The organism is Vibrio sp. R10-SG-ISO4, assembly GCF_059834135.1.
In genome coordinates this window covers 20,621-33,593 of the sequence record NZ_JCBDHJ010000004.1, presented here as the reverse complement: position 1 = coordinate 33,593, position 12,973 = coordinate 20,621, and the positions used below count along the sequence as shown (strand labels likewise).

Annotated in this window: 15 protein-coding genes; 3 read left to right on the top strand and 12 right to left on the bottom strand. The window is 49.7% G+C overall.

Going from position 1 to position 12,973, the window contains the following annotated elements; genetic code table 11:
- Nucleotides 1–41: 41 nt before the first annotated feature.
- Genes ftsX through ftsY form a run of 3 tightly spaced genes read right to left on the bottom strand, consistent with a single transcriptional unit; the run spans nt 42 to nt 2,892 of the window.
- The gene (ftsX, locus tag AC6R03_RS03375; protein WP_500627814.1) at nt 42–1,010 is read right to left on the bottom strand and encodes a permease-like cell division protein FtsX; all 969 of its coding nucleotides are present in this window, start codon (nt 1,008–1,010) and stop codon (nt 42–44) included.
- Nucleotides 997–1,674 carry a cell division ATP-binding protein FtsE gene (gene ftsE / locus AC6R03_RS03370; RefSeq protein ID WP_500632153.1) on the bottom strand — a complete coding sequence of 226 codons (678 nt, stop codon included), beginning with the start codon at nt 1,672–1,674 and terminating at the stop codon, nt 997–999. Before ftsE ends, ftsX begins: the two co-directional genes overlap by 14 nt.
- Nucleotides 1,675–1,704: 30 nt before the next feature.
- Complete coding sequence (gene ftsY / locus AC6R03_RS03365) at nt 1,705–2,892, bottom strand: signal recognition particle-docking protein FtsY (RefSeq protein ID WP_500627813.1); 1,188 nt, start codon at nt 2,890–2,892, stop codon at nt 1,705–1,707.
- A gap of 207 nt (nt 2,893–3,099) precedes the next feature.
- Here ftsY and rsmD point away from each other — a divergent pair, with 207 nt between their 5' ends.
- Together rsmD and AC6R03_RS03355 are read left to right on the top strand one after the other, a co-directional pair.
- Nucleotides 3,100–3,705, top strand: a complete 606-nt coding sequence (gene rsmD / locus AC6R03_RS03360) for a 16S rRNA (guanine(966)-N(2))-methyltransferase RsmD (protein ID WP_487902837.1) — start codon at nt 3,100–3,102, stop codon at nt 3,703–3,705.
- A 27-nt stretch (nt 3,706–3,732) separates the two neighbouring features.
- Nucleotides 3,733–4,005, top strand: a complete 273-nt coding sequence (locus AC6R03_RS03355; RefSeq protein WP_500632152.1) for a DUF1145 domain-containing protein — start codon at nt 3,733–3,735, stop codon at nt 4,003–4,005.
- 94 nt (nt 4,006–4,099) lie between these two features.
- Here AC6R03_RS03355 and AC6R03_RS03350 read toward each other — a convergent pair whose 3' ends face one another.
- From AC6R03_RS03350 to AC6R03_RS03340, 3 genes are all read right to left on the bottom strand, one after another.
- The gene (locus AC6R03_RS03350; protein WP_334555596.1) at nt 4,100–4,684 is read right to left on the bottom strand and encodes a YhgN family NAAT transporter; all 585 of its coding nucleotides are present in this window, start codon (nt 4,682–4,684) and stop codon (nt 4,100–4,102) included.
- A gap of 93 nt (nt 4,685–4,777) precedes the next feature.
- On the bottom strand, nt 4,778–5,401 hold the full coding sequence (locus AC6R03_RS03345) for a lysoplasmalogenase (protein ID WP_500632151.1): 624 nt from the start codon (nt 5,399–5,401) through the stop codon (nt 4,778–4,780).
- 938 nt (nt 5,402–6,339) lie between these two features.
- Nucleotides 6,340–6,708 (bottom strand): DUF4145 domain-containing protein, encoded by a 369-nt coding sequence (locus AC6R03_RS03340; protein ID WP_487902836.1) that lies wholly within the window; start codon nt 6,706–6,708, stop codon nt 6,340–6,342.
- Between the two features lie 260 nt (nt 6,709–6,968).
- On the opposite strand from AC6R03_RS03340, the gene AC6R03_RS03335 reads away from it, so the two are divergent.
- Nucleotides 6,969–7,298, top strand: coding sequence for a DUF2500 domain-containing protein (locus AC6R03_RS03335; RefSeq protein WP_334555599.1), 330 nt, complete (start codon nt 6,969–6,971; stop codon nt 7,296–7,298).
- On the opposite strand, the gene AC6R03_RS03330 is transcribed toward AC6R03_RS03335, so the two are convergent.
- From AC6R03_RS03330 to AC6R03_RS03305, 6 genes are all read right to left on the bottom strand, one after another.
- Nucleotides 7,295–8,308 carry an acyltransferase gene (locus AC6R03_RS03330; RefSeq protein ID WP_500632150.1) on the bottom strand — a complete coding sequence of 338 codons (1,014 nt, stop codon included), beginning with the start codon at nt 8,306–8,308 and terminating at the stop codon, nt 7,295–7,297. The two genes, AC6R03_RS03335 and AC6R03_RS03330, sit on opposite strands and share 4 nt — an antisense overlap.
- Before the next feature lie 99 nt (nt 8,309–8,407).
- Complete coding sequence (gene arsJ, locus AC6R03_RS03325) at nt 8,408–9,628, bottom strand: organoarsenical effux MFS transporter ArsJ (protein WP_500632149.1); 1,221 nt, start codon at nt 9,626–9,628, stop codon at nt 8,408–8,410.
- Between the two features lie 64 nt (nt 9,629–9,692).
- Nucleotides 9,693–10,181: a cyclin-dependent kinase inhibitor 3 family protein gene (locus tag AC6R03_RS03320; RefSeq protein WP_500632148.1), complete on the bottom strand. Its 489-nt coding sequence runs from the start codon at nt 10,179–10,181 to the stop codon at nt 9,693–9,695.
- A 12-nt stretch (nt 10,182–10,193) separates the two neighbouring features.
- Nucleotides 10,194–11,195 (bottom strand): ArsJ-associated glyceraldehyde-3-phosphate dehydrogenase, encoded by a 1,002-nt coding sequence (locus tag AC6R03_RS03315; protein ID WP_500632147.1) that lies wholly within the window; start codon nt 11,193–11,195, stop codon nt 10,194–10,196.
- A 49-nt stretch (nt 11,196–11,244) separates the two neighbouring features.
- Nucleotides 11,245–11,586: a metalloregulator ArsR/SmtB family transcription factor gene (locus AC6R03_RS03310; protein WP_487902831.1), complete on the bottom strand. Its 342-nt coding sequence runs from the start codon at nt 11,584–11,586 to the stop codon at nt 11,245–11,247.
- Between the two features lie 150 nt (nt 11,587–11,736).
- Nucleotides 11,737–12,963, bottom strand: coding sequence for an EAL and HDOD domain-containing protein (locus AC6R03_RS03305; protein WP_500632146.1), 1,227 nt, complete (start codon nt 12,961–12,963; stop codon nt 11,737–11,739).
- Between the last annotated feature and the right edge of the window lie 10 nt (nt 12,964–12,973).

Sequence of the window (12,973 nt, the reverse complement as noted above, 5' to 3'; positions counted from 1 at the left end):
ACGCTACCGTATACTTTTTTCATTATTATGACCACGCCCTGTTAAACAGGTTCAATTTCTTTTAAGTGGCGTCGCGCCGACACTTTCGCCGCCAAGCAGCCTAGAAAGATGCCAAGCATGATCAGTAAAAGCGACTCATCCCAACTGAGCCCGATAAGACGAAAACGGCTGTCATAGAGCAGCGCTAATTGCTCTACGCTGTGATTAAGGACGATGGTAATGATGGCCGTCAGTATCCATGCGCTCAATGCGCCGAGTAAACCAAACCACATCCCCGAGTAGAGATAGGGGCGCAAAATAAAGCTGTCTGTCGCGCCAATCAACTTCATGGTTTGAATCTCTTCTTTATTTGCCAACACATTGAAGCGCAGCGTGTTGCCAACAATCAAAAACACGGAGCAGAGCATCAGTACAGACAGCGTAATGATGATCCCGGTGACCAGTGTCTTAATCGCATCGAGCTTTGTCAGCCAATCTTCGTCCAAACGCACATCGGCGATGTCTTCTTGCTCTGCAACCTCTGCCGCAAGGCGCTTGATCATCGCTTGGTCATCGCTGCTTGGGGTAATAATAAGCACGCCCGGCAGCGCGTAGTTATCAAGCAATGAGATCGCCTGTTCAAAGCCAGAGTACTGGCTAAAGTCTTCTAAACCTTGTTGCGGCGAGATGTAATCGACTTTGGCGACTTCAGTTCGGCTCTCTAACTGATCTTTTAGCACCATCACCTTCGGCTCTGGCGTCTGCTGCTTTATGTAAGCACTCACTTGCGAAGGGCTGGTCACGTCACTAGAGGCAGCGGCGATATTTTTACCGAGCAAATAGAGCGCGGAGGGCATGGCGAGCGCCATGGAGATCACCGCTAGGGTCAAAAAGTTTGCCAGTGGTCGAAACCAGAGCGCCGCAAACGCTAACCGCGCCTGCTTAAAGTGCACCGACAAAAAGCCATCACGCTGGACTCGATTCTGGCTCGCGCGGCCTTGCTTTGTCTTCACTCGCTTATTCGCGGCCATAATCTTCGACCTCACTCAAAAAACCTTGATTCAGTTCCAAATGGCGATATTGCGGCCGAGTGTTGACCAGCCCGATGTCGTGAGTGGCAAGCAATATGGTGACGCCTGCACGATTGAACTCTTCAAAAAGTCGCACCACTCGGTTGGAGAGATCAGGGTCGAGGTTGCCGGTCGGCTCATCCGCCAGTAATAACGTCGGACGATTGACCACCGCTCGAGCGATCCCGACGCGCTGCTGCTCACCACCAGAGAGTTGACTCGGCAGGCACTTGGCTTTATCCAGTAATCCCGTTTTGTCTAAGGCCGCCGAGACGCGGCGCTTAATTTCGTTTTCCGAGATGGATTCAATACGCATCGGCAAGGCCACATTATCGAAGACACTGCGATCCATCAATAAACGATGATCTTGAAACACAATGCCAATGTTGCGGCGTAAAAATGGAATGTCTTTGCTTGGAATTCGAGTGATGTCATGCTCATTGAAACTGATTTTTCCATCCGTTGGACGTTCAATGGCACAAATCAATTTTAACAGTGTGCTTTTCCCTGCACCGGAGTGGCCACCTAAAAAGGCCATCTCCCCTCGGCGCAAATAAAAGTCTACTTTTTGCAGCGCTTGACGACCGCCTCGGTACGCCTTACTCACTTGCTGAAATTTTATCACCCGAACGTCCTCTCACAGGTCTCAGTCAGCTTAATCTTCGCGGCTAAACAGTGCGTTGATAAATTCTTGTGTTTCAAATGGGCGCAAATCGTCAATGCCTTCCCCGACACCGATGTAACGAATCGGGATTTGGAACTGATCCGCAAGCGCAAAAATAACGCCACCTTTGGCCGTGCCATCCAACTTAGTCAGCGTGATGCCGGTTAATGGCGCCACATCGCTAAATAGCTTGGCTTGGCTGATTGCGTTTTGCCCAGTACCCGCATCTAGGGTGAGCATAATTTCATGCGGCGCTGAATCATCGATTTTCTTCATGACACGCACAATTTTGCGCAGTTCTTCCATCAAGTTGGCTTTGTTTTGCAGGCGACCTGCAGTGTCGGCAATGACGACATCCACGCCTTTCGCTTTAGCAGATTCAATCGCATCATAGATGACCGAGGCGCTGTCTGCACCGGTGTGCTGCGCGACGACGGGCACGCTATTGCGCTCACCCCATACTTGCAGCTGCTCAACGGCTGCGGCGCGGAAGGTATCCCCAGCGGCCAGCATGACACTCTTGCCTTGTGCTTGGAACTGCTTGGCCAATTTGCCGATCGTCGTGGTTTTACCAACGCCATTCACGCCGACCATCAAAATCACGTACGGCGTTTTACTGCTGTCCACCACCAATGGCTGCTCGACTTTGGCCAAGATATCCGCCATTTCGTCTTTAAGGAGATCGTACAACGCTTCGCCATCTTTTAATTGCTGACGAGTGGCTTTTTCTGTCAATGAATCAATGATTTTGACTGTGGTATCCATGCCGACATCAGCAATCAAGAGCTGCTCTTCAAGCTCTTCAAATAGCTCGTCATCAATCTGCTTACCTTTGAACAAACCAAAAAAGCCTGCACCTATGTTGGCTTTGGTGCGTGCAAGGCTACGCTTTAAACGTGCGAAAAAGCTCTCGGTCGGTTTCTCTTGTTCAACCACACGAGGGGCCACCACCTCAGGTGTAGCGTCAACCTCAGGGGCGACATCAACCTCACTGGCTGGCTCATTGGCTGACTCACGAGGCTCTGGCGACACCTCGGCATCAGGCTGTGTCTCTTGGGCGGGCGACTCGACAGGCTGCGCTTCTTGTTGTTGTGCTGATTCACGGCTCTCGGCTTGTGTCTGCTCTTCGTCACCAAAACCTAACCAAGAGAGTAAACCGCGCTTCTTTTTTTCCGACATCTGGAGCATTCCTAGATAGTAACTATTAACTTCGCGTGCATTACAGGCTGCATACCCTGTATAAATGCACGCTAACGACCGAGTGACGCTTTCCCTGCATTCAGATGATGCGTTACACTCTGTCCTTACTGAAAATTGGGCTATATTACCGCGCTCATTGCTTGAGCGACTGGATATAGTATCACTTTATTAGCGGTCAAAAAATCTATGGTAAGACGTCGCCAGCAAAACACATCACAAAATAAGCCATCCACTGGCTTTGTTCGCATCATTGGCGGTATTTGGCGCGGGCGAAAGCTGCCTGTCCACGATGCCCAAGGGTTGCGCCCCACCACCGATCGCGTTAAGGAAACCTTGTTTAACTGGATCGCCCGCGACGTGCCAAGAGCCAAATGTCTGGATCTGTTCGCAGGCTCTGGCAGCTTAGGGTTTGAGGCAGCTTCTCGTCAGGCGGATGAGGTGACACTGATTGAACTCAACCCTACCGCTTTCAAGCAGCTGAAAGCGAACGCTGAAGCGCTAAAGGCTGACACTCTCAAAGTGCACAACGGCGACAGCTTGGCGTACCTTCGCCAACCCGGCACACCGCACCATGTTGTCTTCATCGATCCGCCGTTTCGCCAAGGTTTGTTGAATGAAGTGGTGACCCTGCTTGAACAAAACGGTTGGTTGGCCGACGATGCGATGATCTATATTGAAACAGAGAAGGAGTTGGTGCTCGATTGCATTCCAGCTCATTGGCACCTGCACCGCGAAAAGGTGGCCGGTCAAGTGTGTTACCGTCTGTATGAGCGACAGCACACCGAGAACTAACAAGCAGAGAACAAAAGGACGAGATCGATGCCTCTATTTATTCTGGCCGGAAAAGCCCTATTTAGCCTAGTGTGGTTGGTACTGGTGTGGAACCTCATCGCCCCCTTCCCTGGCAACACCTCTTATGCCCTGTACGCGATGTTTGCCTTTATGCTGATCATGCACGGGATCCAATCTGCGATTTTTATTCGCGCGTTCGCTAAGCCCTACAACCTCAGCGCTTGGGAGAAGTGGTCTTTTCTCTTTTTTGGCGTGTTTGCCTTACTGCATATTCGTCAAAAATACATGCAAAACTCCTGATAGCGTTTTCAGGTATCATCTTCTGTAACGACACACGCCGCCCATTGGGCGGCGTGTGTCGTTACAGCGAAGTCGTCTTTATGCTGAGCGTGAGTTACCCCAGATAGCCTTTAACACCATCTAAGAACATCTGAGTTGAAATCATGATCAGCAACAGCCCCATCAGGCGTTCAACGGCTTTCAAACCGCGCTCACCCAAAATTCGGTGGAAGAAGTTATAGAACATCAAGATAAAGAAGGTCGCGCCCCAAGCGAGCATCACCGCTCCCGACAGTTGCAGTAGTTTGTCAGGGTGCTGACTAGAGAGCAGCAAAATCGCCGCGATCACCGATGGGCCAGCAATCATAGGGATGGCCATCGGGACAATAAACGGCTCTTCCCCAGCCGCCAAGCCAGTAATGCTACCCGCACTAGGGAAGATCATCTTGATTGCGATGATAAAGAGGATAATACCGCCGGAGATACTCAAGGTTTCAGGCTGCACGTGAAGGAAGTTCATGATGCCCTTACCAGCAAACAGGAACAGCAGCAAAATCGCTAACGCGAACAGCAATTCACGAATCAGGACGCGACGACGACGTTTCGGCTCTAAGTGCTTAAGAATCGACAATACAATCGGCAAATTGCCCAGCGGATCCATGATCAAAAACAGCATGGTCGCGGCAGATAAAATGTCCATGACTCACCTCCAAATAAAAAGTCGGCGAAGTATAACAATGTCGCGATCAAATTGGCAGTAAAGCGGTAACCTCGATCTTACAGCCCGTTGAAGCTAGAGGATCATCGCCGCAGTAATCAGAGAGTGAGCCAAAATATAACTGCCCGAAATCAGGTAACGCCCCCCTTTCACTGGATGACGATAATCATGCAGGGCAAGTAGCGCCGCGGAGACCGTCAGCACGAGCGTCCCAACAAAACCCAGCGCTGAGGAGAGCGAGTGCTGAGACAACCACACTTCACCCGCCGCCCAGTTGAGCTGCAATAACACGCTGCCCATGACAACAACCGGGAAAATCAGTTGGTCCAATTTCGGTAACAAAAGGAAGAAGGAAACAATCCCGATAGCAAGCAGCATGGCCGGTAACCACCACACCATCTCTCCCGAGAGCTGTAACCAAAATGATGTGCTATAGCAAAGTTGGGCGGCAATAAACGCAGCAAAACACCACTTTGGCCACCGGCCGAGCAAATAGAGACTATCTGCCGCGACGGAAACCAGAAGGCCCAACGTAATCCATCCAGCAATGACTGGCGCAGCGCCGCCATCACTCCATAATAAGACGACCAACATCAACAACGACATTGTTTTAAACAATGCCGCTTGTCTTGGGTTATTGCTTTCATCGGCAGAGATACTAATAAAGCTCGATAATGCGACCGACAGCCAGCTCCACATGTGTTCACCTCTTTTAAACTGAGGTGCCAGTGTAGGCGGGGGATAGCGGATGTCCAGATCGCGCCATCAAAACTTCGATCTTGATTAGGCTTCTCAACGATTTTCTCTGCAAGGCGCTCAAGCTTAACGCAACCAAGCAATGCCAAACGCCAGCTTGTAGGAATAATCTGAAAAACAGACGAACTCAGCCCCTATTGAGTGATGTGACAATGAAGCGATCATTTCTAAGCAAAAACCCAGAGAACAGATAAGAAAAACAGAAACAAATCCAATCATATTAATAAGTTAAACAAAAATCTTGGAGTACAAAAAACCGTCTTTACAAATTATCTCTTTTCTAGACTGTGCGCTGCCACCCTTCACCCTCTCATTCACGACAAAAAATGATAATCATAACGACAAAACTACGACTTTAACCAAAATAATTCCACCAGCCAAAAATAAGCCCCATAAAACACAAAAATCAGAAAAATAGAACGAATAACAGAATACATAAACATTAAAATACAATCACTTAAAACTAAAATTCACACACAAGAACAAATAAAAACCAACACAAAAACCAAACATTCACCGGGTAAAAACAGGCAAAAACCGGGAGTTTTAACAGAAAATTAACAGCACTTTTTCTCTATAGGGATAAAATAGCTTGATAACCCCCCAAAACTATTGCTATTCTAAAAGGCATAGAGTTAAGCATCACTATTAAGGAGCAGTGTTATGATTACTTCTTCACAAAAACAAGGACTTGTAATGATCGCGGTTGTTGTTGGCCTAATGACACTGCCGATGTTGTACTAGTCTGAATTGTAAAAAACAAAAAAGGGACGCCGTAGCGTCCCTTTTTTGTTTTTGCCTGTTTTACCACCTATCTATGGCGACCTTATCGACACCTGCGCTGTTTATCCGCAAATCACAAAACATCGATTAATGGCCTTTTAACCAAGGTGCTTAGTTAAAACATCCCAATGTGCATAATAGAAGAACAGCGCCGCTAAGGTCGCCATGGTCATCAGCACAATCGCCGTTCGCCAAATAAACCGACTGCTTCGCGGGATCAGTTCTTTTTCACACTCATCACACGTGTTGAGAAAACTCGCTGGGTCTTCAAGCTGGTAATCGTATTCGTGTACCACTTTGTTCCGAATCGTCGCGATATAACGCAGCTTGCCAATCACATCATGAGGTAAACGCTCTTCGCAACTTGTAACAAGCTGATGCAAGCCTTTCCCCTCTGCGTGATATTGTGTCCGAAGGAGCTTCTCGATTTTACGAGTTCTCGTAATGACACTCTCAATATCAGACATAATTTCCCTCCGTCTCCGTTAGTTTAGGGAGAATTCAATCAATGCGCTATCCAGTTTTGGCAAATTTTTCACAGTTTCGAGTAAATTTGTGTAAAGGAATCAACAAGTAACTAACATGAACGGACACGGCATCACCGCCTGTGATATCGCTCGAGAAATGTGAGAAATCCACTGAAACGTCACTAAGATATGTGGGCTGGATCTGACATCCCCACCTGAAGCGGATTACACTAACGCGGTACTTTTGAGGAGCCCGTTGTATGCCTATTACTCTGTTTGTCGCGATTGTGCTGTTTGTGCTGATCAGCGGCGCACTGTTTGTTCGCTTTTATCGCCAACACATGCAAGGCGAAGGCTCGCAGGAGCAGAGCGCGCAGGTCACGATACTCGATAAACAGAGTGTGCCGGTCGAGCATGCCGCCCCCGGCGAAGATGATTTGGAATACTGGATTTATGTGCAAAAAGGTCGGCTTGGGCCTAAGCGAGAATTTCAAGTCGGCGTCCACTACTACCACGCACTAAACCCAGGGGACAAAGGCACCCTGACCTATCAGGGCGACACCTTTCTTCACTTCGCACGCCAGCGTTAGGGGAGTAGCCAGCGCGTTTTACTCGATAGAGAAAGGCAATGACTCATGAGCAGTGCGCCCGCGCCGCTAAGCAATATCCACAATGGGATCACCCAGGCAGGATGGCCTTGATACCAACCGTACTCTTTCATTGGCCACAAAAAAATAGGATGCAACAAGTAGATCCCCAAACTGTGCTTACTCACCACGCCTACCCCTTTTGCCACCTGCGGCGATAAGCGTTCTCCCAGCCCTCGACACAGCATGAACACCATACTGGCAGCCAACACCACATTGAGGGTTTTATAGGAGAGCCAGCGACCGACCGTGTATTCGCCCGACGCAACACTGTACGTCACCACCATGTGCACCGTCACCCACAAGGCCACACCACCAAGCAGCATGCTCACCCCTAACAAGGTTCGGTTGAGCGGTACTCTTTGATAGAGCAAGTAGCCAAGAGGTAAGTACCCACTATAGAGCCAAAGCTCGTGGCTCCATGGCCCATCAATTCGGAATAGATATAAGGTCGTGGTAAGCAGCCAGATGGCGACATACGCCCACAACGCGCCATCGCCATACTCCTTCACCACATACTGAAAAACAGGAATGACAAAATAAAGCGGGATAAAGTAATAGAAGAAGCCAAGGTGATAGTAAGTTTCATGCTGGGCGCTACCTAACAGGACCGCTTTGACCGTCTGAGCATCAAAACCTTGCGCGCTCCACCCTGAAAGATAGGCATAAAAAATCGACCATACGACAAACGGAATCAGCACCTTACCCAAACGGCGCTGAACGTAATAGCGCAAATCAAACGGGCGAGTATCGCTCAGCATCAAGGCGCCACTGATCAAAATGAACACCGGAACGGCCCAACGCGTCACCCCGTTGACTGCCACCGCTGTCCACCATTGCTCAAAAGGAATAACGCCCAATTCGTGCCGGTAAGGAGCGAGCACATGAATGGCAATCACAGCGACAGCCGCAACACAGCGAAGCAAATCAAAAAAGAGGACTCGTTGGCGCATAGGATGGATCTCTTGTCTGGGATCTCTCGACTATAACAAGAAAAGCGCTGACAAAAGGGAAAACTTCGTCAGCGCTTTGTGAAGACTCCTACCAAGCGATCAAGCAATGGCAGGCTGTTTCACTTTTGGTAATTTCAATGAGATCAGCGTCGTTAGAGCCAAAAACGCAAACGACACCCACAAGCAGGCCGCCAAGCCCGCCACCTGAAATACCCAGCCAGAAAGAATGGTGCCGATCAAACGCCCCATCGCATTGGCCATATAGTAGAAGCCAACATCCAGTGAGACACCATCGCCCTTGGCATAACTGACAATCAGGTAAGAGTGCAGTGACGAGTTGACCGCGAATATCGCGCCAAACACCATTAAGCCACCAACAATCACCCATTCCGGTTGCCAACCGATCTGCACGGCATAGGCAATAGCCGCCGTCACGACGGCGAGTGCCCCGGCCCAGACTAACGCTGCATGACCATCAGGCACGCGGCCCTGCGCTTTGCCGGTGATCTTCGGCGCCAAGCCTTGCACTATGCCGTAAGCGATGGTCCAGGCAGCGAGAAATCCCCCCACCCACAAATGCTGCCAACCAAAAACAGAACCTAGGTAGATAGGTAAGGCGACCACAAACCACACATCACGAGCGCCAAACAAGAATAGGCGCGCTGCCGAGAGGATGTTGATGGACTCAGATTTAGAGAAAATCTGCGTAAACTTGGGTTTGTTTTTGGCTTTGCCCATACCACTGTCTAAGCTCAGCACACTGCCAATAAAGACCAAGGTCAGCACGCCTGCCATCAGCAATACTGCGGACTTAAAGCCCACCAGCGAGAGCAGTAAACCACCGATAAAAAAGCCCGCCCCTTTTAGGGCATTTTTGGAGCCGGTTAAAATCGCGACCCATTTATACAGCGAACCTTGCTGCTCATCCGGCACTAACGTTTTGATCGAACTTTTCGCGCTCATCTTGTTCAGATCTTTAGCAATACCCGATAACGCCTGCGCCGCCATCACCCAAGGGATGGTCAGCCAAACGTTCGGCACCGCCAACATTAATAACGCGCCGATTTGCAGCGCCAGCCCTAGATTCATGGTCTTGTTGAGGCCCAAACGCGCACCGAGCCAGCCGCCGACCAAGTTGGTGACGACGCCAAAGAACTCGTAAAACAAGAACAATGAGGCAATTTCGAGCGTGCTGTAGCCCAGATCATGAAAGTAAAGCACCACCAACATACGCAGGGCGCCATCGGTGATGGTGAAATTCCAGTAATTAAACGTGACCAACATGTATTGGCGGACGCTTTTGCTCAGGTTAGCGAACATAATTCACCTATCGCGATGTTTGAGCGCTTTTGAGTTGCCATAGTCCAAAAGCGCTCTTCGGTTGTTAGCCAGCTACGGATTGAATGTAATCCACTTGCACAGGCTTAGTGAATGCGCCCGGGCGCAGCGCCTGCACTTCTTTAATGATGGTCTCTAGTGGCCAATTTTTTTCCAGCAACAGATGGGCAGCGAATAGACCGGTACGACCCGAGCCGCCCATGCAGTGCATCGCTACTTTGCCGCCATTATCGACAATACGGTGCAGCGTTGGGCTAGCGAGTTTCCACTTAGCCGCAAATTCACTGCTAGGGGCGCAGTCGTCTTCTATTTCAATTTGAAACCACTGCATACCGAGCGCTTGGGTTTTTTCGCCCAACACCGCGACATCTTTACTGGCTAATTCCGCATCGTCGAGCGCAGTGACGATCGCTTCAACACCTTGTGCTTTGAGTTGTTCAAGCGAGGCATCAAGGTCTGCGTCTTTTGTACCTGGACACGGCGTCAGCACCAACGCACCTTGTTCTAAATCCAGTTGCCATGTTGGGTGTGTCATGATCAATCCTCCTTATGCCAAACCGACTTTGCGTACCAACTCAGCAGTGCGAGTGGCGTAACCCATTTCATTGTCATACCAAGCGTAGATTTTGACCATGCGGCCACCAACGACCATAGTCGAGAGTGCATCTACGATGGTTGAGCGTTGGTCACCCTTGTAGTCGATTGAGACCAGTGGACGCTCTTCAAAGCCCAAAATGCCTTGTAATTCGCCTTGTGACGCTTCTTTAAGTAGCGCATTCACTTCTTCAGCGGTGGTGTCTCGGCTGACATCGAAAATAATGTCGGTGAGCGAGGCGTTAGCCAGTGGCACACGTACGGCGTGACCGTTAATCTTGCCTTCTAACTCTGGGAAGATTTCGACGATCGCTTTTGCTGAGCCGGTAGTGGTTGGGATTAGGCTCATCCCACACGCGCGCGCGCGGCGTAAATCTTTATGCGGCGCATCCAAGATGGTTTGCGTGTTGGTCAAATCATGAATGGTCGTGAACGAAGATTGCTCAATACCCAGTTTTTCATGAATGACTTTCACCACGGGGGCAATACAGTTGGTGGTACATGACGCTGCCGTCACAATTTGATGGACCTCAGGGTCGAAAATATGATCGTTCACGCCCACTACGATGTTCGCTACACCCTCTTCTTTGACAGGTGCAGAGACCACAACACGCTTCACGCCTTGCGCAAGGTATTGGTTCAAAAATGACGTTTTGCGATGCACGCCCGTTGATTCAATCACGACATCACATCCTGACCAATCAACTGCATCGATGTCGCGCGATTGAGTGGTCTTAATACGCTGACCATTGATGATCATGCTATCGCCCTCAACGCCCACTTCATGATGCCAACGGCCTTGCACGGAATCGAACTCTAGCAAGTGCGCTAACGTCGCGGTATCGCCCGCCACATCGTTGATTTGAACAAACTCCAGCTCATCCCAATCAAACGCAGCGCGCAGCGCCAAACGGCCGATACGACCAAATCCGTTAATCCCTACTTTAATTGTCATGTTGCACTCTCTCTCAATTGGCAATCTGTTTCATCATTCATTTGGACCGCTACACACAGCACACAGGGCGAGCCTGAATCGCGTGTAACCTTTGTTGATCTTGTTGGTACTGCGTCTTTAAGCAGTTTGAAGCCACCAGATCATCGATCAATTTGTTCATCCATCCCGGCAAATCGGCGGCCAGTCGATAAAAGACCCACTGGCCCTGACGTACATCGACCAAAATGCCGTTTGAGCGTAGCAACGCAAGATGACGAGAAATTTTCGGTTGGCTCTCTTGCAGCGCCTCGGTTAACTCACCGACACACAAACACTCTTCGCGCACGATCAGCATTAAGCAACGAACGCGAGTCTCGTCCGACAACAACTTGAAGAATTGGTGAGGTAACATTGTCTACATTCTCATATATGGATATGCAAATATATTTATCTATCAGGAGAGGAAGATCAAGAGGGAGAGTGGCGATGTCATAAAAGTTTCAAAAAGCGCGGCGCGCTGTAAATGGATGCGCTTGTCACTAGGGGATTGGCACTAGGCGCTTTACACTAGACGGTTGACGTCTTGGCTCCAGCGCTGCGCTTCGTTGATACGCGGCATGACGTCATCCACGCTGAGGTTGAGTTTTCTACACACTTGCTGCATACCGTGCCAGTCGCAGCGTTCGTAGCACTCCTCTAGCAGCAATAAGTCGCCGTAAGGGCCTTGGCGCTCCAATAGGGCCAATTTAATCGCACGATTGAGTGGCAACTGACTCACCAGATCCTCAAGCGGTAAGTCCAGCAGCGCATCCAAAACTGAGAATAAACCAATTAAGAAGGCTTGATCGCGATAAGGCTGGAACGGATTGTCATACGACATCAGTAAGCAGAATTGCGCGCGCTGCAACGACAAGTTATACAGCTCTGCGGGTTTATTGGTCGAGATGTATGACGCCACCGCCAACGAGACAAAGACACGCAGCTTATCCTCACCGAGGTAAACCAAGGCTTGGCGAAATGAAGAGATGGTGACCGACAGCCGCTCCGACATGGTATTGACGAACCGCAGCAATTGATAAGACAACGCGATGTCTTTCGCGACGATCGCTTCGACCTTGTCAAAATCAACACGAGGCTGGCACACCTCTTTGAGCAGCTCCATCGCAATCAAGTGTTCCGGTGTGACGTATTTCTGCCGGGAGAGAATCGGCTTACTGAAAAAGTAGCCTTGAAACAAGCTAAAACCTGCCGAGCGCGCGGCGACGTATTCCGCCTCTGTCTCTACTTTTTCTGCTAAATATTGCCGTTTAATACCACGATTTTTTTGTTCTTTGACGATTTGACACGCCGCCTCCAAACCCAATGCCAACACATCCAACTTGATGATCTGCACATACGGCAAAAAGCGTTTCCACTGCGGGGTATAAACAAAATCATCCAGTGCGATCACATACCCTTGGCGGCTAAGATCTTTAATGGCATCAAACAGCTCATCGGTTGGCTCGCAGGTTTCCAGCACTTCGACCACAATCTGCTCTTTGGGCAGCGATTCGGGCAAACGGCGGATGAGACTCTGGTAAGGGAAATTGATAAAGCAGCGCGATTTCGCTAACGACGGATTGGTGCCGAGCGAGAGGAAGTTCTCCACAATCAAGCGATAAGTCGCTCGATTGGAAGTAATGTGCGCCGGATACGCGTTGTTTTCTCCATCACGAAACAACAACTCGTAACCGACGGTTTGTCTTTTAGCGTTAAAAATTGGCTGGCGGGCCACATACGTGTCACGCATGACTACGACC